This is a genomic window from Parasphingorhabdus sp., from assembly GCF_049667325.1.
GTDB lineage: Bacteria > Pseudomonadota > Alphaproteobacteria > Sphingomonadales > Sphingomonadaceae > Parasphingorhabdus.
The window spans coordinates 1-21,172 of sequence record NZ_JBATHY010000202.1 but is presented as its reverse complement, the minus strand read 5'-3'; the positions used below and the strand labels follow the sequence as shown (position 1 = coordinate 21,172).

The window sequence follows — 21,172 nt, the reverse complement described above, 5'->3', positions numbered from 1 at the left end:
CGGCAATCGAGCTGATGCACGGCCTCGACGAAGGCACGGTCGATTTCAAACCGACATATAATGGCGAGGATGAAGAACCGGAGGTCATGCCCGGACTCTTCCCCAATCTGCTTGCCAACGGCGCGAGTGGTATTGCGGTGGGTATGGCGACCAGCATCCCGTCGCATAATGTCCACGAGATTATCGATGCCGCAATCCTGTTGATCGATTCCCCCAAGGCCGAGCATGCCGAAATCATGGCGATTGTCCGTGGCCCCGATCTTGCCACCGGCGGCACGTTGGTTGATCCCAAGTCGATAATCGACGTCGCCTATGAAAGCGGCCGCGGTGCTATGCGGGTGCGCTGCAAATGGGAGAAGGAAGACGCCGAGGGGCGCGGCGCGTGGCAGATTGTCGTCACCGAAATCCCTTATCAGGTGCAAAAGGGCAAGCTGATCGAGCAGATAGCCCAGATTATTGCCGACAAGAAACTGCCAATTCTTGCCGATATCCGGGATGAGTCCGACGAGCAGGTCCGGATCATATTGGAACCGAAAAGCCGGGCCGTCGACCCGGAAGACTTGATGAACGCTCTGTTCCGGATGTCTGATCTGGAGAACCGGTTCTCGCTCAACATGAATGTGCTCGACAAGGACCGGGTGCCCAAGGTGATGGGCATCAGCGAAGTATTGAAACACTGGATTGTTCATCAGATCGAAGTGCTGGTCCGCCGATCGCAGCATAGGCTCGACAAGATCGATTCCCGGCTCGAGCTGCTCGAAGGCTATATCATTGCCTATCTTAATCTCGACAGGGTGATCGAGATTATCCGAAATTTCGACGAGCCCAAGCCGATGTTGATGGACGAGTTCAAGCTGACTGACCGTCAGGCCGAAGCGATCCTCAACATGCGACTGCGGTCGCTGCGCAAGCTGGAAGAAATGGAGCTGCGTAGCGAGCGCGACAAGCTGCTCAAGGAACGCGAAGGTCTGGAGAAGTTGATCGAAAGCCCTGCACGCCAGAAAACACGGCTCAAGAAAGATCTTGCCGATTTGCGCAAGCTCTATGCCGAGGACACCGCACTCGGCAAACGGCGCACGATGCTGATCGAAGCGGCGCCCGCAAAGGAAATTTCGCTGGAAGCCTTTATCGAGAAAGAGCCGGTCACCGTCATCATGTCGCAGCGTGGCTGGATCAAGGCGATGAAGGGGCACGCAGACCTGTCTGCACCGGAGAGCTTCAAGTTCAAGGAAGGGGACGGCCCCAGATATGCGTTCCACGCGCAGACTACCGACAAGCTCCTGATGTGTTGTGACAACGGGCGATTCTACACACTCGGTGCGGACAAGCTACCCGGAGCGCGCGGCTTTGGTGAACCGGTCGGGTCGATGGTCGATCTCGACGCCGACGCAGAGCCGATAGCGCTGATGGTTGCGGATATGAAGGCAAAACTGCTGGTCGCATCCAGCTGGGGACGAGGGTTCGTCAGCAATATCGCCGATGTGGTTGCGGAAACCAAGAAGGGACGGCAGGTCGTCAACCTGAAAGGCGATGCGCGGCTATTGGTCGTGCGCAAAATCCCGGAAGGCGCAAATCGCGTCGCGGCTATCGGTGAAAATCGCAAGCTGGTTGTCTTCTCTCTCAGCGAGATGCCCGAAATGTCCAAGGGGCAGGGCGTCATGTTGCAGCGTTACAAGGATGGAGGACTGTCCGACGCGACGGTGTTTGATGACGAGGACGGACTGAGCTGGGCGATGGGCGGCGACAGCGGACGCACGCGGACCGAGAATGACCTTACCATGTGGCGCGTTGCGCGCGGTGCGGCGGGACGACTTCCGCCTACGGGATTTCCGAAAAACGGTAAGTTTGATTGAGGTCATTTGCTGGCACGCGTTAAAACCAGTAGATGATTTATCGCCGGAATTCTGGCTCTGGGCTGCAGAATCGATGTCAGCCCCCAATCAGTATTTTAGAATTGGTTGACTTTGTGAATGTAAAATGGTCAGCTAAACGAGGTTTGATTTGGACGCTCTAACTATGCAGGAAGATTTCTCTAAACCGATGAGCAGTGACAAAGAAGCCTTGTGCCAATGGATCGATCAACTCGAGCAAATTTTATCGCAGCTCGACTCTATCGAAGCCAATATTGCGGCAATCCACGTCGATATAGCGATCTTGGAACTTTGCCAGATCGCCGAAGTTGAAAGGACCGGCGGGTCCAATAAGGCCGCCTAGTTTTGCAAGTAAAACGGCGTCAGAAATTAGCAAGTTCACGGCTGATTTTCTGAAGCGTCCGGCTGGTCAGTTCATCGCCGGATGCGGTTAATTTCAACGCCGCCCGCTTATCATCTTTTGCATCGATGTTTTTGTCGATCAGCCCGACCCGGATCAAATATTCGACATATCTGTCCATTATGCTCCTCGGCACATTGTGCGCTGCGGACAGGTCATGCGCTGTGGCGGGATGCCCGGAACTGGCAGCGACCGTTAAATCCAGCAGAATATGCCAGGAAACATCATCGATATCGGATATGATTTCCCGGAATTGATCTGACCGGATGGCGCGGCTTTTCAACAAAAATGCCGCGATTCTGGAAGGGGTGATATCGCTTCTCTTGTCGTCTGTTAATTTTGAGGTTGAAAGTTTAACCCGCTCGAATGAGCTATCGATTGAATCGGCAATATCGGCATCGAGAGAAACCAAATCTTTGTGCTGACACATATCTACTCCCGACGCATACTGAACTCTAGAATCCCTATCAACCGATCAGTCGGTAGTCAACGTCAGCACGCGGTTTTGCAGCAGAATGATTCAGGAAAAAGTGGTTATGAAAATATGATTGGAATGCTATGGGCAGCCAATGACAAGTGTGACAACGACGACAACAAAAAAGGCGATCATGAACGCCGCCGAGATTGCCGTGCGGAAAAGAGGATATAACGGGTTCAGCCTGGATCAGATCGCTCGTGATGTCGGGATCAAGAAGCCCAGTATCTATTATCATTTCTCTTCAAAGTCGGAGCTGATCGCGGCAATTTTCAGGCGTTTCTCCAAGCGGATATTCTCGTTCCTGGAACAGATTGCAGGTGCGGATAACAGCGCAGGCGATCGATTGATGACCTACATCATGGAAACGAGAGCCCTGATCGAGGAAGGAGAATCGATATGCCTGTCAATCGCTCTCAATATCGACCTGCCGAGCATGCATGAAGAAATTGTCGATGATCTGGCCTTGTTTCATAAAACCAACATAAAATGGCTAACCGAAACATTTGAACTTGGTCTGCGTGACGGCAGCATAACAAATATCGGTAATCCTCTGGAAGAAGCAAACGCCTGTCTCGCGCTCGTGGATGGTGCCCAGTTGATGGCTCGTGCCCATCGAGATTCAAAATTGTACGACCAAGCTACTCGCTTGCTGCGATCCAGGATAAGTGCATCGGCTGCCAAAGATGCGGAGTATTAAAGAACCGCAGCACGCCATTTCTGCGACCCCATAATCGTCGAAATCAAAACTTGATTGCTTTATCTTCGCTGCTCCTTAGTTTGATCCGTGGTGCCAATTAGGGGAGGCCAGTATGACCGACAGCCCGGATGCACCGGACCGAAACGGGGAAGCCAGAGACACGGAACAGGCCTATTGGTCGCAAAATATCCGATTGTTGTGGACCCTGATGACGATCTGGTTCGTCGTTTCCTTTGGTGCCGGGATAATTTTTCGCGATTTCCTCGATCAATTTACCATCGGCGGCTATCCGCTCGGCTTCTGGTTCGCGCAGCAAGGGGCGATCTATTTTTTCATCCTGCTGATCGTCATCTACAATGTCCGGATGAAACGGATCGAGCGTCAATATGATCTTGATGATTGAGCGCGGCTGATGACCACCCAGACCCTCATCTATCTTTTCGTTGGCCTGTCCTTCGCTCTATATATTGGTATCGCGATCGCTTCGCGGGCCAGTTCGACCAAGGAATTTTATGTTGCCGGCGGCGGAGTCAATCCGGTGGTCAACGGCATGGCGACCGCGGCCGACTGGATGTCAGCGGCGAGTTTTATCTCGATGGCCGGGATTATCGCCTTTTCCGGCTATGACGGATCAGTCTATCTGATGGGCTGGACCGGCGGCTATGTGATGCTTGCGCTGCTGCTGGCGCCCTATCTCAAAAAATTCGGTCAGTATACGGTCCCCGATTTTATCGGCACGCGCTATTATTCCAAGGCCGCCCGGGTGGTCGCAGTGATCTGCCTGATCTTCATCAGCTTTACCTATATCGCTGGTCAGATGCGCGGCGTCGGCATCGTCTTTTCCCGCTTTCTCGATGTACCGATCAATCTCGGCGTCATCATCGGCATGGGCATCGTTTTCGTCTACGCGGTGCTCGGCGGGATGAAGGGCATTACTTACACCCAGGTCGCGCAATATTGCGTGCTGATATTCGCCTATATGGTCCCTGCCTTTTTCATAAGCTTTCTGGTCACCGGCAATCCGGTTCCGCAACTGGGCCTCGGTTCGACAGTCAATGATGGTTCCGGGCTCTATGTGTTGCAGAAACTGGATCTGGTGCTGCAGGATATGGGATTTGGCGCTTATACCGATGGCAGCAAGTCGATGATCGACGTGTTCTGCATCACCGCTGCATTGATGGTCGGGACCGCCGGTCTGCCGCACGTCATTGTCCGCTTCTTCACCGTGCCCAAGGCATCAGACGCCCGCAAGTCGGCCGGCTGGGCGCTGGTGTTTATTGCTTTGCTCTACACGACCGCACCGGCGGTGGGTGCCTTTGCCCGGCTCAACTTCATCGATAGCGTGAACAATGTCGAATATGCGCAGGCGCCGGAGTGGTTCAAGAATTGGGAAAGCAATGATCTGATCGCCTGGCGCGACAAGAATGGCGACGGCAGGATGCAACTCGGCAAGGGTGATCCGTTCGAAGGCGCACCGGATTTTGCTGCAGATACCGGCGCCAATGGCGAGAGGATTGTCTCCAATGCGGCGGCGGATGACAATAGCAACGAAGTCTACGTCGACCGCGACATCATGGTGCTCGCCAATCCGGAGATTGCCAATCTGCCAGGCTGGGTTATCGCGCTGGTCGCTGCTGGCGGACTCGCGGCGGCGCTATCGACGGCGGCAGGACTGTTGCTCGTGATTTCCTCCTCGATCAGCCATGATCTGCTCAAACAGACGTTCCGGCCCGAGATTACTGAAAAAGGCGAACTGTTGGCTGCGCGTCTTGCTGCCACCGCGGCGATATTCGTTGCCGGTTATCTGGGAATCTATCCTCCCGGCTGGGTCGCGCAGGTGGTCGCCTTCGCCTTTGGCCTAGCCGCCGCCTCGCTGTTCCCGGCGATCTTCATGGGCATATTTTCCAAACGTATGAACCGCGAAGGCGCGATTGCGGGGATGGTGACGGGGCTGAGCTTTACCTTCCTCTATATCGGCTGGTTCAAGCTATGGTCGCCGGAAAGCAATGTCGAGGCCAACTGGCTGTTTGGAATATCGCCAGAGGGCATTGGCGTGATAGGGATGGTTTTGAACTTTACGGTGGCGATTGCAGTGGCGAAATATACCAAGGCACCGCCGAAAGAAATTGGCTGGCTGGTCGATAAGATAAGGGTGCCGAGAGGGTGATCTGGATTGCGCAAACGGAACTCTCGGTTTGCATATCGTCATTTGTCCGCTAGCCAGCGACCAACATTAGTAAACGGAGCCATCCATGCAGTTTGACGAAGTAGTCCTCGGTCGCCGCAGCATACGCGGATATAAGCCGGAACCCGTGCCGAAAGAACTCATTGAGGAGATTCTCGGGCTGGCGATGCGCGCGCCATCGTCGATGAATACGCAGCCGTGGAGCTTCTATGTCATTACCGGCGAGCCGCTGGAAAAAATTCGGACGGGCAACACGGAGCGGATGTTGGCCGGTGTGCCGCAGTCGCGCGAGTTTCGAACCGGTCCAGCCTTTGCAGGCCCGCATCGCGACCGGCAGATCGGCGTGGCGAAGCAGCTTTTCTCGGCGATGGGGATCGAACGCGATGACAAGCCTGCGCGGCAGGATTGGGTCATGCGGGGCTTTCGTCAGTTTGATGCACCGGTTTGCGTGATCATTACCTATGATCGCGCGGTGGATGGCAGCGACGACACGCCATTTGACTGCGGCGCCGTGGCGACGGCTCTGGTGAACGCGGCATGGTCGCGGGGACTGGGCACCGTCATTAACAGTCAGGGCATCATGCAATCGCCCGTGGTGCGGGAGCACGCCGGGATCGCCGATGATCAGGTGATCATGAAAAGCATAGCATTGGGATGGCCGGACGAAAGTTTTCCGGCAAACGCAGTAGTGTCGACGCGCAAGTCGGTTGACGAGGCAGCCGTGTTTGTTGGGTTTGACGGTTAACCAAACCTGACCAAGCGGCGGCAAGGGATTTTGCTGTTTTTGCCGATTCTTCAGGTCCGCGCTATGATAAAGCCTTGATATGGGGTGAGGGAGGCGTGATTTGGCGGAAGAAATAACGATTGAAGAGCACGAAGCGCGGCCCGTGGTTGAAGTGGCGGCCGAAACACGATTGTGGAAAATTCCCAAGGTTCTCGCCAGCGGATTTGCAACGGCGCGCGCGCATATCGAAAAATCGGATGCCGAGGTCACAGGCATGCCCTTTGCGCGATATCTCGAAGTCGATTGGCAGGCAATGGCTGGCAAAGGCGCGTTTGGGCAATTTCTTGATTTTCTGACCAACACACAGAAAATGCGCATTGGCATGTTTTCATCGCAGCCGGTGGCTAGCGACGGGCAGGCGACAGGAACCGAGATTTCTGAAGGGCGCTATGTCACGACCATTCATCGCGGCGCCTATCACAAGGTCGGCGATACCTATCGCAAGATTGTCGACTGGGCTGTCGAAAATGATGTTAAACTCGCTGACAGCTCGATAGAAAATTACATCGATGACCCGACCGAAATGCCGATGGCAGAAGTGCGAACGCGTATCTGGATAGCCGTCGTGGATTGACGGGCACACCAATCTGCCCGGGACTATTTATTTAACCGTCCCTCAACCAACGCGTCCACCACGCTCGGGTCGGCCAGTGTCGACGTATCCCCCAATGCACCATGCTCATTCTCCGCAATCTTACGCAAAATCCTCCGCATGATCTTGCCCGAGCGGGTTTTGGGCAAGGCAGGCGTCAGGTGGAGATGATCCGGTGTAGCGATCGGACCGATTTCTTTACGGACGTGGCCGCGCAATTCCGCAACCAGTTCCTCGGATGTTTCCACGCCCGCGTTCAGCGTGACATAGCAATAAATCCCCTGTCCCTTGATATCATGCGGATAGCCAACCACTGCCGCCTCGGCGACCTTGGGGTGGGAGACGAGAGCTGATTCAACCTCCGCCGTGCCCATGCGGTGGCCTGAGACATTGATGACATCATCGACGCGGCCGGTGATCCAGTAGTAATCATCACCATCGCGCTTGCAGCCATCACCGGTAAAATATTTGCCCTTATAGGTACTGAAATAGGTCTGGATGAAGCGTTCGTGATCGCCGTAAACGCTGCGCGCCTGTCCCGGCCAGCTGGCGGTTAGGCACAGATTGCCGTCGGTCGCGCCGTCGAGAATCTTGCCATCGCCATCGACCAGCTGCGGCTGGACACCAAAAAACGGCTTGCCGGCGCTGCCCGGCTTCATGCCATGGGCACCCGGCAGGGTGGTGATCATCACGCCGCCGGTTTCGGTCTGCCACCAGGTATCGATGATCGGTGACTTGCCTTCGCCGACGACGTCATAATACCAGCGCCAGGCTTCCGGATTGATCGGTTCGCCGACGGTGCCGAGCAGGCGAATCGACGACCGGTCATGGGCTTTGACCGGATCGTCGCCTTCGCGCATCAGGGCGCGGATGGCGGTGGGCGCGGTATAGAAGATATTGACCTTATGCTTGGCAACTACCTCCCAGAAGCGACCGAAATCGGGATAGTTGGGAATGCCTTCGAACATGATCTCGGTCGCGCCGTTCAGCAGCGGACCATAGACGATGTAGCTGTGCCCGGTGACCCATCCGATATCGGCCGAGCACCAGAAAACCTCGCCCGGCTTATAGTCGAAAGCATAGTGAAAAGTCGTCGCCACCCAGACCGCATAACCGCCAGTGGTGTGGAGCACCCCTTTGGGCTTGCCGGTTGATCCGGACGTGTAGAGAATGAACAGAGGGTCTTCGGCGTTCATCGGCTCGCACGGACAGTCCGCGGGGACGTCTGCTGAAATCTCATGATACCAGTGATCCCGGCCTGCGGTCATCTCCACAGCGGTGTCGGTGTGATTGATCACCAGCACGGCGGTGACATCCGTGCCATCGCGGGTGAGCGCTTCGTCGACATTGGTCTTGAGCGGGACAGCCTTGCCACCGCGCTTTCCCGCATCCGCGCAGATCACGAACCTGCTCTCGCAATCCTCGATCCGGCCAGCCAGCGCATCGGGGGAGAAGCCGCCGAACACCACGCTGTGAATCGCGCCAATACGGGCGCAGGCAAGCATCGCGATCGCGCCTTCGGGGATCATCGGCATATAGATGGTGACCCGGTCGCCCTTGCCGACGCCGAGTTTCTTCAGGCAATTGGCCATTTTGATCACCTCTGCCAGCAGTGCGGCATAAGTGATCGTGCGGCCGGGAGAGCGCGGATCGTCGGGTTCGAAAATCAGCGCGGCGACGTCGCCCTTGCCAGCAACAACATGGCGGTCGACTGCGTTGTGGCAGATGTTCAATATGCCATCTTCATACCATTTGATCGACACTGGATCGAAGGACGCATTGGATATCTTCGTCGGCATGGTCTGCCAGTCGAGACGCTCGGCCTGACGGGCCCAGAAGCCGTCCGGGTCGCTAAGGCTTTCCTGATAGAGCCGGTCATAGTCCGCCGCTGTACAATGGGTAGACTCATCGCTGCGCGGCGATGTGATCAACGCGACCAGATCCGTCCTTTTCGCATTGTCTGCCATTTTCTTCTCTCCTGCTTCGGCGTCCCTTAGGAATAGTTTTCCCGCCGCAAATATCAATCCTGTCAGCACAGGTTTTCCGACTCATGCCAGCAGCGTCAAATCCTGCTCATCGACATATTGCCGGATCCACTGCTCGTCAGGGAATTCGTGCGCAATCCAAACCGCCTCGATTTTCGCCAAAGTCCTCGCGACAACCGGGCCGGGCTTCAGACCCTGTTCGATCAAATAGCCGCCGGTCAACGGGAATGTTGGCGGCCGCCAGTCTTTGAGCTGCCCCAGCATGGCGGGCAGAGCGGCTTCGTCGGTGAACAGGAGGGCGACATCGCGAGCCGCGTCCACATTCGTGCGATAGGCAAAGGCGCGAATGTCGGTTGGCGCTGTGTTCGGTCCTGGCGTATCCCTGTCAAGCTCATGCAAAAGCCTTTCACCAATCGCCTTTTGCTGTTTTTTGGATAGCTTCAGGCTCCTGGCGATACGGTTGGCTGTTTCCGCGTCTTTGGGAAGCAGGGCGACTAATCGCCTGATAGCTGCCGGCATGATTTGCAACCGCTGCTCGCGTTCGACCAGCCTGCCGAATAATGCTCTGGAATTCTCGTCAATATCCTCGACAACATGATCAAAAATTCCGGCATCTATCATTTGACTTGCCGCAAATCTCGGGTCCTCGGTGTTGAGCAGTTTCAAAAGCTCATCCGCTACCCGCTCGCGGGAAAGGGTTTCCAGTTTTGCCGCTGCTGCTGCGCAGGCCGCGAAAGCTTCATCATCAACCTGCTGCTGGCCAAAGCGCGCCAGAAAACGGAAGTAACGCATGATCCGCAGATGGTCTTCGGCGATCCGTTCTTCAGCGGAACCGATGAAGCGGATACGGAGGTTTTTTAGGTCTTCCAGTCCGCCGAAAGCGTCGAAAATCTCTAGCGTTCGGGGATCGGCAGAAAGCGCGTTAATCGTGAAATCCCGACGCGCTGCATCCTCTTCCCAGTCATCGCTGAACGCCACCGTCGCGCGTCGTCCATCGGTGGAAACATCGCGACGAAGGGTGGTAATCTCGACCGGACCGTCGGGCAGAACGGCGGTCACCGTACCATGCGCGATTCCGGTGGGGACGACCTTGATGGAGGCTGCTGTGAGCCGATCCATCACATCTACGGGGAGCAAAGGCGTGGCGATATCAACGTCCTTGACCTCGAGCCCCAGCAGGGTGTCCCGGACTGCGCCGCCGACAAAGCGCGCTTTGCCATCCAAAGCCGCGATCAGCGCCGCCAGGCCCCGTCTTGCCATCCAGTCTGCCGGTGGTAATTTCATCGTTCCCAATCCAGCCTTTTTCCGAGATTGTTCAATATCCCTGCCGTAATCCCCCAGATACGATAATCTTGCCAGTAGATTTCGTAATAGTGGCGTTTGCGCCCGTTCCATGTCCCTTCGTGGATCGTGCGATTCTTGGGATCGAGAAGAAAATCGAGCGGCGCTTCAAACCAGCTCTCTACCTCATGCGGATCCGCGATAAAGGGCAGGTCGGGCGGGATAACGCTCAGCACTGGCTGAATATTGTAGCCGCTGCCCGACTGGAAGCTGTCGGTCAGGCCGATGATATCGACATGGCCGCGATCGAGCGCGACCTCCTCGTGCGCCTCGCGCAGCGCCGCATCGATGGGATCCCGGTCACCCGGATCAATCTTGCCGCCAGGGAAAGCGACCTGCCCGGGGTGGTTGCGCATATGCTGCGGCCGCTGGACAAAAATCACACCCGGGTCGGGACGATCGGTTATTGCGATCAATACTGCGGCATCGCGCAAAGCCACAAGGTCATCGATATGATCCCGTTCGTTGTAGAGCAAATGATCCAGGTCATTTTCATGACCCTTCACCAGCGCCTTTTCCAGTCGATCGCGCAGGGTCATGGCTGGTCTGCCATTGTGAAGAAAACACCGGCAGACCATATTCCGACCGGATCATTGGATTCTTCGAGCGCCAGTTCTGCGAGCTCATAATAAACCGGGCGTGCGAGCACCGCTTCCAGCCCGCTTCGCACTTGCAGATAAGGTTGCGGCTTGTCCGCGCCAAATCGCAGCGGATGGTTGGCGTTGGCGATCACCAGATGATCGGTGTTGAGCCGGAATGCCAGCGTGCGTTCTGCGCCGCTGCCATCGCTTTCGAGCTCCACCGCAACGAACGGCGCATCATCGACGATGATGCTCAGTTTCTGATAGGGCGTGACCAGTGCATAGCTGTCATCCGGTTCCCTTCGCAAGATGCTGGAAAAAGCGCGCACCATCGCTGGCCGTTTTATCGGATCACCCTGATGATACCAGGTGCCGTCGGCCGCGATGCGCATCTCGCTATCGCCGGTCTGCTGGGGATCCCATTGATCGACCGGAGGCAGTTTCTGCGCTTCCGCCATTTCCGCGATTTCCGCGATTGAGAGCGAGGCAAGTTCGGGTGGTGGCGTGTAAGGCATGCAACCGGACTATTGCCCGGCGGCATCTCTGTAAAGGCTTAGCCGCGCTATCTTGTCCAGGGTCCGAGCGTGCCGGTCTCCGGTAACGGGTGAGCTGCATTGGCGCGTACCAGCAGCCGCGATGGTTCCCATGGCCCGGGCAGCGTCCATCCGCCGGTTCCCTCTGCCGTGAATCCGAAGAAGCGCTCGTAATATTCCGGGTCTCCGACCATCACCAGCGGCAAAGGATCGTCGGGTTGAATTTCCTTCAGCAATGCCGCCATCATCGCCCGGCCAATGCCCTCGCGTTGGAAATCGGGATATACCGCTACCGGACCGACCATGATCATCGGGTGCGCCTGGGCGTCTTGATCGGTGAGGGCAATTGGCCAGCATTGGATTGATCCGAGCAATTCGTGATTTTCCTGATCCACGGCGGCCAGAGAAAGACCTTCGAGCATGTCGAGACCTTCGCGCAATTTATAGGCGGTGCGCTCGTGCCGGTCCGTGCCAAAGGCGGCGTCAAGAAGCGCTTCCACCAGTTGTGGATCGATTTCGGCGAGAGGAATGATGCTGGTCAAATCTTTGATCTCGTATATCAGGAAAAGCGCGCGCTACTCTGCTTTATGCTAAAAGTCGAGACGCATAGGTTGCAATTGCATCATCGGGAAGCGCCAGCTAAAAGATTGACCTGTTAAGGGAGTTTGCGTGTGACGGACCAGAATAAGCCAGCCGAACCATCCACGGGCGGAACGCCACCAGAACCAGCAGCGGTAGCAGCGAAGCCGGTAAGGCTGGGCTCCTTACGCAGCGACCCCAAAGGCTGGCTTATATTGCTGCTTGGCCTGGGTGCGCCTCTGGCATTTGTTCTTGCTGCAGGCGGCAGCGGCATTGGTCTATGGGACTGGAAAGCCGGTCTCGCGGCGCTACCGTGGATTGCACTGACAGCCGTGCTGACATTGATCCTGGCCATTATTTTTGTCGTACTCAACCGGCGCAAGGGACGGAAGACGCGTTGGCCTTTATTGGGAACAGGCATGCTCGCGACGCTTGGTTTTCTGGGCTTTCTGATACCCTATGTCACGGCAATCATGACCCTTCCCGCGATTCATGACATCACCACCGATCTTGCCGATCCTCCGCAGTTCACCGCGCTAGCCCTTCGCGCCGACAATTGGGACAATATCCCTGGTGCGGATAATAGCGACTTGCGCGGAATGAACCCCCGGCAACGCTGGGCGACCGTGCATCAGGACGCATATCCCGATATTCGCTCGGTCCGCATTGACCAGCCGGTCGCCGTGGTGATCGAGAAAGCCAAACGACTGGCCGAAGATCGCGGCTGGAAAATCGTCAGCGTCGATCCGGCTTCGGGCAATCTGGAAGCAACCGATACAATCTCGCTGTTCCGGTTCAAGGATGATGTCGTTATTCGCGCGCGGGCTGCAGAAAATGGCGCGGCCAGCATTATCGACATGCGGTCGGTGAGCCGTGTCGGCGTCCACGATCTTGGCGCCAATGCCAAGCGCGTCCGTCAGTTTTTGAGCGACTTGTCGGGAACGACTACCGCCGCGTCACAATAGAACTGTTCAGTGAACGACCTATTTGGTCGGCGTTAGCCGGAGCATGCGGCCGCCTTCGCCATCTTCCAGCACATAAATCGCACCATCCGGTCCTTGCTCGACTTCGCGGATGCGATTGCCCATCAGGAAGCGCTCGGCTTCCTTGGCGCTATCACCATCGAAACTGATGCGGATCAATGCCTGACTGGCAAGGCCGCCGACGAATGCGCTGCCCTTCCACGCACGAAAGAGATCACCGGAATAAAAGATCAAGCCACTGGGTGCAATCGTCGGTATCCAAGCCACTTTTGGTGCTTCGAATTCCGGGCGGGTGTCATGGTTGGGGATCTTTTTGCCGTCATAGTGATCGCCTTCCGATACGATTGGATAGCCATAATTGGCGCCGCGTTGCACCAGATTCAGTTCATCCCCATCGCGCGGCCCCATTTCCTGGTTCCACAGCCGTCCTTTGCTGTCAAAGGCAAGACCCAATATGTTGCGGTGGCCCAGGGACCAGATTTCGGGAAGCGCGCCTTTCTTGTCGACAAACGGATTGTCGTTGGGGACGGTGCCGTCCGGATATAGCCTTACAATCTTGCCAAGATTAGCCGCCATATTCTGGGCAGGGTCGAATTTCTGCCGCTCGCCCGAGCCAATGAACAGATATTGACCGTCCGGTGAAAAGGCGATGCGGTGGGAATAATGTCCCTTGCCGGTAACTTTCGGATTTTGCGTCCAGATGGTTTTCAGGTTTTTCAGCGATGGTTTCTGGCCAGCCAGATCAAGCTTGGCATGCCCCACTACTGCGCCGCGTGTTTCTTTGTCTCCGGCTTCAACCCAGCTCAGATAAACCATATTGCTCGTTACAAAATCGGGGGCGAGCACAATATCGCCAAAGCCGCCCTGACCGCCATAGTCGACCTTGGGCACGCCACTGACTTCGGTTTTCTGCCCCTTGGCATCGACCAGCTGTAATTTACCCGCTTTTTCGCTGACCAGCATCCTGCCGTCGGGCAGGAAGGTCATCGCCCACGGCTCGTCAAAGCTGGCAATTTCGGCTGTTTCAAACGGCTTGCGGTCGATTGGCGAGATATCGCTTAATTCCTGTGCTTCGTTTGACGCGCCGGCTGTCGCTTGCGCGTTTTCCCCGTTGGTGCAAGAGGCCATCAGGATTGCAACGGAGAGTGAAATTCCTATATTTTTCATGAGTTTCCCGTGTTTTATCATCAAATTATTCCCAGCCGCCACTATAAGGGAATATAGGGGAAGCAATGTAATATTCCTAGGCTAAACCTAGGAAATTAGCTGTAGAATTGCCCTGTTCACCGCTTGCTTACCATTATTGGTTAAAGCAGGCCCATGTTCGGACGAAAATCCAGAAGCGCTGATCCGCGCCCACAGTCTGCGGTATCCCATGGCGTGGGCGTCGCAGGCCTTGTTGGACTTGCGTCATGGATATTGATTGCCCGGCAATATGGCATGGATGGCCCATATTCCGCGCTTGCCGCTTGTCTGGCCTGTGCGCTGCCGATGGTGATCTGGTCGCTGCTGAAGGACAAGGTCCATTTGCGCCCGTCCACCGGGATTGACTGGCACAATCCGAAATCGCTCAAAGTGACGTTTGACGTCAGTCTGGTGAAATTGGCAGGCCTCTGGGCTACATGGGGAATTATCGCGACCATTTACGCGGTCGGTCGTTGGTACTGGACAGGGCAATATCAATTTTCGATGCAAATGATGGAAATGGCCGCGCCCTGGCTGTTTGTTCTTTCCATTCCCTACGTCCTGTTCATGGACCGCTATAGTGTCGATCCGCGAGACGGCGCCTGGCATTTCGGCCAGCTGCTTACCGGCCGGAAGAGCGAATTTGACCGCGAGCAGATATTTCATCATTTGCGCGCCTGGGCGGTGAAGGGCTTTTTTCTCGCCTTCATGATCTCGATCGTACCGGGCGGATTTGGGGAACTTGTCCGGCTTGATATCAATGAAATTTCCGGCAATCCGGTGGCGATCGCACGCTGGCTGATCATCGCGATGTTCGTGGTCGACGTCCAGTTCGCGACGGTTGGCTATCTGCTGACGTTGAAACCGCTTGATGCCCATATCCGCACGGCAAATCCCTATCTGGCGGGCTGGGTCGCGGCACTGATGTGCTATCCGCCGTTCATACTGATGGGCGATGATGGCCCGCTCAACTATCATGTCAACACCGCCGACTGGGCTTATTGGCTGGGAGGCCAGCCAACCCTTCTCTGGGTCTGGGGCGGAATTCTGGTCGTTCTAACCGGTGTCTATGCTTGGGCGACGGTTGCCTTTGGCTTGCGATTTTCCAATCTCACCCATCGCGGGATATTGACCCACGGCCCCTATAGCTGGACCAAGCACCCCGCCTATGTCGCGAAAAATGCTTATTGGTGGCTGGCAAGCATGCCGTTTCTGGTCACCTCGGACAGCGTCTCTGATTTAGCTCGCAATACGGTGCTGATGGCGCTGGTCAGTGCAGTCTATTACTGGCGCGCCAAGACGGAGGAAAAGCATTTGCTCGGCGATCCTTCCTACAAGGCCTATGCCGAATGGATGGACCGCAATGCGCCGATCCCGCGACTTCTCAACCGGATCAAGCGACGGATCGGCTGGTGGACCCCGGACCAGGGCAGTGCACCCGAAATCCAGCCTGCGGAATAGAATTGTCGCGGTCAGCCGAAACGGCTAACCGGTTGCCATGACTGTGGTTGGCTCAGATGGGAAACACCGTTGTTTCGGCGGACAAGCGGGCAAGGAATTTTACGGTGATTATCACGACCGGGAATGGGGCGTGCCGGTCCATGATGACCGGCTTTTGTTCGAAAACCTGATCCTTGAGGGCGCGCAGGCTGGCCTGAGCTGGGAGACCGTGTTGCGCAAACGCGACGGCTATCGTGACGCCTTCCACGGATTCGAGATCGGGCGTTGCGCCGCTATGGGCGATGACGAACTGGAAGCGCTGCGGCAGGAGCCAGGCATCATTCGCAACCGTCTCAAGATATTTTCGGTCCGCAAGAATGCATTGGTCTTTCTGGAAATTCAGGGCGAATTTGGCAGTTTCGACTCTTGGCTGTGGACCCATCTCGAAGGCTCCCCGCCGGTCAACCGGCCTGCCCGTTTCTCCGATATGGCGAGCACGTCCCCGATCAGCGATACCATTTCCAAAACACTAAAAAAACGCGGTATGAGCTTTGTCGGTAGCACAATCATCTATGCCTATATGCAGGCGATCGGAATGACCGACGACCATCTCGCCGGATGCTGGAAAGCCTGATTATCGCCTGACTGTGTTTCGATCAGCTCGGGTTTTTGAGATAGGCAATCATATCCGCACGCTTCTGCGCGTCCGGTATGCCAGCGAAAATCATCTTGGTTTTCGGGATCACCCGCTGCGGCTTTTCCAGGAACTGGTTCAATTTTTCTTCTGTCCAGGTGACGCCGCTATCGGCATTGGCCGCTGAATATTTGAAGCCAGCGACGGAACCTGCTGGCCGGCCCACAATATCCGCAAGTGATGGGCCGATGCGGTTCATTCCTGGATCGACCACATGGCAGGTACGACATTGGGCGAAGGCAGATTTACCGGATGATGCATCGCCGGTCAGGCTGGCATATTCCACGCCGTCCAATGTTTTGATATCGTCAGCGGCCGGCAGTCCGGTATCAACCGGCGCAACATTTGCGTCCGGAGCGGACACCGACTCTGATTCATGTTTTGGCGTCTCATTGCCCGAACAGGCAGCGGTCAAAACCGACATAGTGGCTACAACAAAAACTGTCTTCATCCTGACCATATTTTCTCCTAACGACTAAAATCGGGCGCGGCATCAATATCTTGGTTACCAATCGAAAATAGCTGCCGAATTGAACGTTTAACATCGCATTCGGACGGCGCTCCAACCCTCATCCATCAACAGGGTTGCATAATCAAGCCTTTCACGACTGGACTGCGTAATCAAGGGAAGAGCCCGCCGCCGGAATAGATTTTGTGAAACGAACAGACAACCCGCACGGATCGTCCACATTCCACGTCCCGCCAAATTTGGTGAAGGGCCGGAAAACGTGAATTCTGATATGCATTGAGTGCATCATCTATCAGAACTTCGCTTTCCGGCGCAAACCTTTGGGTCGAAGGTGAAATTGGACATCGCCCAGAGATTACTGTTTCAAACGCGGTAATCAGTCATTGGTTCCCACGCTCGCGATATTTTCTGCTCGGCTATAATCACGCCAATTCACTATGTTCAGTCCGCGGTAAAAGCAGCTACAATATCGGGGATAGCGGTCGGACTGTCCATTTTCTGCAGCGCCGAAATCGAGTCTGCGATGACGAGATCATATTGGGCGACGGGACCTTCCAGCGAGCAGGGCTTAGCGCCGATCGATCGAACCAGGCCATAAGCTTTCTTGTTGCTTCGCAAAATATCGACCCGCAAATACCGCAGCCCTTCGCAATAACAGTCGATGAACATCGTCAGCATCAATATTCGGGCGACGCCCTGACCGTGATATTGGTCCAATACGGTGATTGCAAACTCGCCGGCGTCATCGGTTTCTGCTTCGCGGAATACATGCGCAGCGGCAATGGCGGGGGGGCCGTTCGCTTCCATATTGACCACGCCCCAGGCAAGATGATGGATTCCATCCACATTCGCCAACTTCTCGATAACCGAGGGAGGCAGGGTTTTGGAGCCGGAAAAAAAGCGCAAGTAGCGGCTCTGATCGGACAATTGGCTGATACCCTGCTCGATGCGTTCCAGGTCGGAGTGGCGAACGCGCCGCAGACAGATATGCGTGCCGTTGTCGAGATTGACGTCCACCGACTGGACCTGGTTCCGAAACGACAGTGACTCGGCCATCGATTTTCCCTTCATCTAGCCGCGATCACGATGCGGGAGGCTAATGTGCGTCCCGACGGGGCGGGCCCGCAAGAAATACCATCAATTTTCAAGAGATGCTATCGGCAAGGGTTCCTTGAAAATATGGGTCATGTAGGGGAACGGGATCTCAATGCCCGCTTCATCCAGCGCGCGTTTTACAGACCGGACAACATGATCACGGCTTTCATGCATATCGCGCTGGGTCGCGCCCGACCACCAGCGAAGTCTGAAGTCTACCGAACTGGAGTTAAATTCACAGGCGAAAATATCAACCGGCTTTCCGTCATCGATGATATCCGAAGATTCCACAGCGTTGCGAAGCACGGTGCGCGCTTGTTCAAGGTCGGTGTCATAGGAAACGCCAACCACTACTTCATGGCGTCGCTGTTGCTGGTCGGTCAAAATCTCGACAGGGTTTTTGAACAGGATTGAATTGGGGACAATCGTCAATTCGTTGGACGGTTTCCTAACATGCGTTTCGCGCAGCAATATTTGTTCGACTTTTCCTTCAATGTCATCGCATTTGATATAATCTCCGATCCGCATTTTTTCGCGTGCCATGATTAGAATACCGGCGAGAAAATTCTCGAAAATATCCTGAAAGGCGAAACCGATGGCGACGGTGCCGATGCCAAGGCCTGCAACCAGACTACCCGGTGTTAGGTCCGGCAACAGGATGGTGAGGGATACCAGTAAACCAACCGTCCAAATCGCTATTTTGACCAGCGTGTCGATCAATTCGCGCAGTGACGGTCGCATTGAGGTTTTTGCGGTAAGCTTGTCGGAAATTTTGGTGGCAAATTTTGCGACTATCCAGGTGAAGATCAGGAACGCAATTGCAATGACCAGGCTCGGTAACAGGCTAACGATGCTCTCCCACATCGACTGTAGTTGCGCGATCAGTATCTCGAGTGTGTTCAGCGACTTGTCTACTTGTTCATCCATCAAAACACTACGCCCAACAACGAGAATGGTTGCATATCAGAATAGCGTGCCGAAATCCTAACGGTCGGCGAGGTTCGATTGGCCACGTCTACCAAGCTTAAATCCGGAAACTGCCGACGACGCGCGGAATGGTTGCATTGGTCCGAGGCGGTCGTTGATGGCGAGCAGCGAGTTGATTTTCTGGGGAGCGATCGCGGCGGCGCGGACCCTTCAATAACCCGCGGCACCCATATGGAGAATGAAGAAACGAACAACAACTAGTCCCAGATAGATTGAAACCTGACTTTGCCGCCAATCAGATCGGCCACGGTAAATCCGTCGAGATGCCGCATGAACGCTTCAACTCCGTCGGCCAGAACGTGCCGCAAGCCGCAGACGGGGGTGATGACGCAGCCATTGCTGGCTTTGTCGAAACATTCGACAAAGCTTCCGGAATCTTCGAAACGGCGGACAACCTTGCCGACATTGATCGCGTCGGCGGGTTGATTCAGCAACAATCCGCCGCTGCGACCGCGAACGCTGTCGACAAAGCCTTCCGCGACCAATCGCTGGGCAACTTTCATCAAATGGTTTTTCGAGATGTCATATTGCCGGGCAATTTCGGTGATCGAATGATGACCGTCATTCGCCGCCAGATACATCAATGTGCGCAGCGCATAATCGGTTTGAACGGATAATCTCATAAAAGATGTATATCATATATTGCTATTAATCACCAAGCGCTATAAACAATGTATATGAAATACACCTTATCCGAGTCGAGAGCATGACCGAAGTCAGCTATGCCGAACGCGCCAGAGCGAAGAAAATGGCGCAAGCCAATGCGATCGGTATCGATGATGCTCTGATATCCAATCTGGTCGAGACTTTTTATAGCGCCATTCGCTGTGATGAACTGCTTGGGCCGATCTTCCTGGCGCATGTTGCAGACTGGACACCCCATCTCGCGCGGATGAAAGATTTCTGGGCTTCTGTAACGCTCGAATCAGGCCGTTTTCGCGGCAATCCCATGCTCAAGCATATCGCCGTTGGCGGGCTCGACAATGTACATTTCGATCGCTGGCTGGTGCTTTGGAACCAGACCCTCGACGATGTTGCCCCCAATGATGCCGCGGCGCGGGTTTTTCGCGAGGCGGCCGGACGAATCGCCGACAGCCTGCTTACCGGTATCAAGGTCCAGCGTGGTGGTCTGGACGCGATTTCCAACCAAAAGGAGACGCAATCATGTTGATGGATTTTCAAATGGAAGGCGGCCAGGCGATTACAGCTGAAATCATGGCGGAAATGGAAAATCTGCCTGAAGGATACAGCCCAACGTCGCATGAAGTTCGTACTTTTGAATTGCCAGCTTTGGTCTGGATCACGATGTTTGGGGCCTACGCTGTATTTTTCGCTTCGCTATTTGTTGCCACCGGGCACGGCGTGGCTGCCATATTCGCACTGGTGGTCAGCATCGCCTATACCGTAATGTATTTTGGTACGGCGGCGGTTCTGAACAACGTGACCGCAGCGGAACGGAAGGCTCTACCGAAAGCCGTCTCCATCGGTGGGATCCAGACTCAAACCGGATGGATGGACAATAGGGCCGCATATGCCCAGATTTTGACGGTGCCGATACTACTGGCGGTCTTTGCCTGCGCTTTCGCGATCATTCGTGTTTTGGTCTGATGACGGATGCATTCACACCAGTCGCTCCTTACGGTTCGTCGGCGGTCTTCGATGAACATAGCCTGCCGGACTCGCTACGCAACAAGCACAGCACCAAGGCAGGGACGTGGGGTTTGTTGCGGGTGATGGAAGGCGAGGTAGGACTGGTTTTCCTCGATCCACCGTCACAACGGCTTGTCACAGTAGATGATCCCGCGCCGATCCCTCCACAATCAAAGCATTTCGTCAAACTTGTCGGCCCGATGAAAATGCAGGTGGAATTTTATCGGCAAAATCCGCTGGGTGCTGATGAAGCCGGAAATTAGCCTGCCCATCTGGCGACTAACAGTCTGTGCGTTTGAAACGCTGGTTCTCAGCCGTATAAGTCCGCTGAAAAACGCGACAACGTTGTCTTCCGAGCGAATTTGAGACTTGATAGCAATGAATAATAAAAGTGGTGACCCCTACGGGATTCGAACCCGTATTTCAGCCGTGAAAGGGCCGCGTCCTAACCCTTAGACGAAGGGGCCATACCAATTGCTGGTCAGCGAGCCACGGCCATTAGGGGTGCGCCGGACTTTGGTCAACCCTCTTTTCGCCGGATTTTCGGGCCTATTTACCGGCGCCGTGGCAAACGCTTGCAGCCTGTTGCCTTCCGGGTCGCAACCATAATGGCGGGGATAGCAATAGGGGCACAGTCCCGGCG

25 protein-coding genes and 1 tRNA gene are annotated in these 21,172 nt (G+C 55.4%); 13 read left to right on the top strand and 13 right to left on the bottom strand.

Annotation, left to right across the window (positions count from 1 at the left end; all coding sequences use genetic code 11):
* Both parC and WBM93_RS09295 read left to right on the top strand, forming a co-directional pair.
* Positions 1-1,853, top strand: a 1,853-nt coding sequence (gene parC / locus WBM93_RS09300; protein WP_424431204.1) for a DNA topoisomerase IV subunit A, incomplete at its 5' end; no start/stop codon positions are given.
* 187 nt (positions 1,854-2,040) lie between these two features.
* Positions 2,041-2,214 (top strand): hypothetical protein, encoded by a 174-nt coding sequence (locus WBM93_RS09295; protein ID WP_424431202.1) that lies wholly within the window; start codon positions 2,041-2,043, stop codon positions 2,212-2,214.
* Between the two features lie 19 nt (positions 2,215-2,233).
* Here WBM93_RS09295 and WBM93_RS09290 read toward each other — a convergent pair whose 3' ends face one another.
* On the bottom strand, positions 2,234-2,701 hold the full coding sequence (locus WBM93_RS09290; protein ID WP_424431200.1) for a winged helix DNA-binding protein: 468 nt from the start codon (positions 2,699-2,701) through the stop codon (positions 2,234-2,236).
* A 139-nt stretch (positions 2,702-2,840) separates the two neighbouring features.
* Between WBM93_RS09290 and WBM93_RS09285 the strand changes: the two genes are divergently transcribed.
* The 5 genes from WBM93_RS09285 (at position 2,841) to WBM93_RS09265 (ending at position 6,989) form a co-directional block, all read left to right on the top strand.
* Positions 2,841-3,446, top strand: a complete 606-nt coding sequence (locus WBM93_RS09285) for a TetR/AcrR family transcriptional regulator (protein WP_424431198.1) — start codon at positions 2,841-2,843, stop codon at positions 3,444-3,446.
* A 112-nt stretch (positions 3,447-3,558) separates the two neighbouring features.
* Positions 3,559-3,849, top strand: a complete 291-nt coding sequence (locus WBM93_RS09280) for a DUF4212 domain-containing protein (RefSeq protein WP_424431196.1) — start codon at positions 3,559-3,561, stop codon at positions 3,847-3,849.
* 9 nt (positions 3,850-3,858) lie between these two features.
* The gene (locus WBM93_RS09275) at positions 3,859-5,613 is read left to right on the top strand and encodes a sodium:solute symporter family protein (protein WP_424431194.1); all 1,755 of its coding nucleotides are present in this window, start codon (positions 3,859-3,861) and stop codon (positions 5,611-5,613) included.
* Positions 5,614-5,698: 85 nt separating this feature from the next.
* Positions 5,699-6,376: a nitroreductase gene (locus WBM93_RS09270; RefSeq protein WP_424431192.1), complete on the top strand. Its 678-nt coding sequence runs from the start codon at positions 5,699-5,701 to the stop codon at positions 6,374-6,376.
* Between the two features lie 100 nt (positions 6,377-6,476).
* The gene (locus WBM93_RS09265) at positions 6,477-6,989 is read left to right on the top strand and encodes a GyrI-like domain-containing protein (protein WP_424431190.1); all 513 of its coding nucleotides are present in this window, start codon (positions 6,477-6,479) and stop codon (positions 6,987-6,989) included.
* A 23-nt stretch (positions 6,990-7,012) separates the two neighbouring features.
* Here WBM93_RS09265 and acs read toward each other — a convergent pair whose 3' ends face one another.
* The 5 genes from acs to WBM93_RS09240 form a co-directional block, all read right to left on the bottom strand.
* A complete protein-coding gene (acs, locus tag WBM93_RS09260) occupies positions 7,013-8,974 on the bottom strand; it encodes an acetate--CoA ligase (protein ID WP_424431188.1) in 1,962 nt (653 codons plus the stop codon).
* A gap of 81 nt (positions 8,975-9,055) precedes the next feature.
* Positions 9,056-10,276 (bottom strand): CCA tRNA nucleotidyltransferase, encoded by a 1,221-nt coding sequence (locus WBM93_RS09255; protein WP_424431186.1) that lies wholly within the window; start codon positions 10,274-10,276, stop codon positions 9,056-9,058.
* Positions 10,273-10,872, bottom strand: coding sequence for a CoA pyrophosphatase (locus tag WBM93_RS09250; RefSeq protein ID WP_424431184.1), 600 nt, complete (start codon positions 10,870-10,872; stop codon positions 10,273-10,275). The genes WBM93_RS09255 and WBM93_RS09250 overlap by 4 nt, the downstream gene beginning before the upstream one ends.
* Entirely contained in the window at positions 10,869-11,429 is a 561-nt protein-coding gene (locus WBM93_RS09245) for a DUF1285 domain-containing protein (RefSeq protein WP_424431182.1), read from the bottom strand. Before WBM93_RS09245 ends, WBM93_RS09250 begins: the two co-directional genes overlap by 4 nt.
* A 47-nt stretch (positions 11,430-11,476) precedes the next feature.
* Positions 11,477-11,989, bottom strand: coding sequence for a GNAT family N-acetyltransferase (locus tag WBM93_RS09240; protein ID WP_424431180.1), 513 nt, complete (start codon positions 11,987-11,989; stop codon positions 11,477-11,479).
* Between the two features lie 129 nt (positions 11,990-12,118).
* Here WBM93_RS09240 and WBM93_RS09235 point away from each other — a divergent pair, with 129 nt between their 5' ends.
* Positions 12,119-12,991 carry a DUF1499 domain-containing protein gene (locus WBM93_RS09235; protein WP_424431178.1) on the top strand — a complete coding sequence of 291 codons (873 nt, stop codon included), beginning with the start codon at positions 12,119-12,121 and terminating at the stop codon, positions 12,989-12,991.
* A gap of 18 nt (positions 12,992-13,009) precedes the next feature.
* Here the strand turns inward: WBM93_RS09235 and WBM93_RS09230 are convergent, their stop codons facing one another.
* Positions 13,010-14,176: a PQQ-dependent sugar dehydrogenase gene (locus tag WBM93_RS09230; RefSeq protein WP_424431176.1), complete on the bottom strand. Its 1,167-nt coding sequence runs from the start codon at positions 14,174-14,176 to the stop codon at positions 13,010-13,012.
* Positions 14,177-14,329: 153 nt separating this feature from the next.
* Between WBM93_RS09230 and WBM93_RS09225 the strand changes: the two genes are divergently transcribed.
* Together WBM93_RS09225 and WBM93_RS09220 are read left to right on the top strand one after the other, a co-directional pair.
* A complete protein-coding gene (locus WBM93_RS09225; RefSeq protein ID WP_424431175.1) occupies positions 14,330-15,655 on the top strand; it encodes a methyltransferase family protein in 1,326 nt (441 codons plus the stop codon).
* 37 nt (positions 15,656-15,692) lie between these two features.
* Positions 15,693-16,268 carry a DNA-3-methyladenine glycosylase I gene (locus tag WBM93_RS09220; protein WP_424431173.1) on the top strand — a complete coding sequence of 192 codons (576 nt, stop codon included), beginning with the start codon at positions 15,693-15,695 and terminating at the stop codon, positions 16,266-16,268.
* A 22-nt stretch (positions 16,269-16,290) separates the two neighbouring features.
* Here the strand turns inward: WBM93_RS09220 and WBM93_RS09215 are convergent, their stop codons facing one another.
* From WBM93_RS09215 to WBM93_RS09200, 4 genes are all read right to left on the bottom strand, one after another.
* Positions 16,291-16,779 carry a c-type cytochrome gene (locus WBM93_RS09215; protein WP_424431171.1) on the bottom strand — a complete coding sequence of 163 codons (489 nt, stop codon included), beginning with the start codon at positions 16,777-16,779 and terminating at the stop codon, positions 16,291-16,293.
* Between the two features lie 459 nt (positions 16,780-17,238).
* Positions 17,239-17,853: an N-acetyltransferase family protein gene (locus tag WBM93_RS09210; RefSeq protein WP_424431169.1), complete on the bottom strand. Its 615-nt coding sequence runs from the start codon at positions 17,851-17,853 to the stop codon at positions 17,239-17,241.
* Between the two features lie 81 nt (positions 17,854-17,934).
* On the bottom strand, positions 17,935-18,819 hold the full coding sequence (locus WBM93_RS09205) for a mechanosensitive ion channel family protein (protein WP_424431167.1): 885 nt from the start codon (positions 18,817-18,819) through the stop codon (positions 17,935-17,937).
* A 257-nt stretch (positions 18,820-19,076) separates the two neighbouring features.
* Positions 19,077-19,502 carry an RrF2 family transcriptional regulator gene (locus WBM93_RS09200; RefSeq protein WP_424431165.1) on the bottom strand — a complete coding sequence of 142 codons (426 nt, stop codon included), beginning with the start codon at positions 19,500-19,502 and terminating at the stop codon, positions 19,077-19,079.
* Between the two features lie 83 nt (positions 19,503-19,585).
* Between WBM93_RS09200 and WBM93_RS09195 the strand changes: the two genes are divergently transcribed.
* The 3 genes from WBM93_RS09195 to WBM93_RS09185 are packed head-to-tail and all read left to right on the top strand — an operon-like array spanning position 19,586 to position 20,792.
* Positions 19,586-20,050 (top strand): group III truncated hemoglobin, encoded by a 465-nt coding sequence (locus WBM93_RS09195; RefSeq protein WP_424431163.1) that lies wholly within the window; start codon positions 19,586-19,588, stop codon positions 20,048-20,050.
* On the top strand, positions 20,044-20,487 hold the full coding sequence (locus WBM93_RS09190; RefSeq protein WP_424431162.1) for a hypothetical protein: 444 nt from the start codon (positions 20,044-20,046) through the stop codon (positions 20,485-20,487). The genes WBM93_RS09195 and WBM93_RS09190 overlap by 7 nt, the downstream gene beginning before the upstream one ends.
* The gene (locus tag WBM93_RS09185; RefSeq protein WP_424431160.1) at positions 20,487-20,792 is read left to right on the top strand and encodes a DUF1971 domain-containing protein; all 306 of its coding nucleotides are present in this window, start codon (positions 20,487-20,489) and stop codon (positions 20,790-20,792) included. The genes WBM93_RS09190 and WBM93_RS09185 overlap by 1 nt, the downstream gene beginning before the upstream one ends.
* A 129-nt stretch (positions 20,793-20,921) precedes the next feature.
* Here WBM93_RS09185 and WBM93_RS09180 read toward each other — a convergent pair.
* A tRNA-Glu gene (locus WBM93_RS09180) sits at positions 20,922-20,996 on the bottom strand.
* The coding region (locus tag WBM93_RS09175; protein ID WP_424431158.1) for a hypothetical protein at positions 20,982-21,172 on the bottom strand (191 nt) is incomplete at its 5' end. The genes WBM93_RS09175 and WBM93_RS09180, both read right to left, overlap by 15 nt.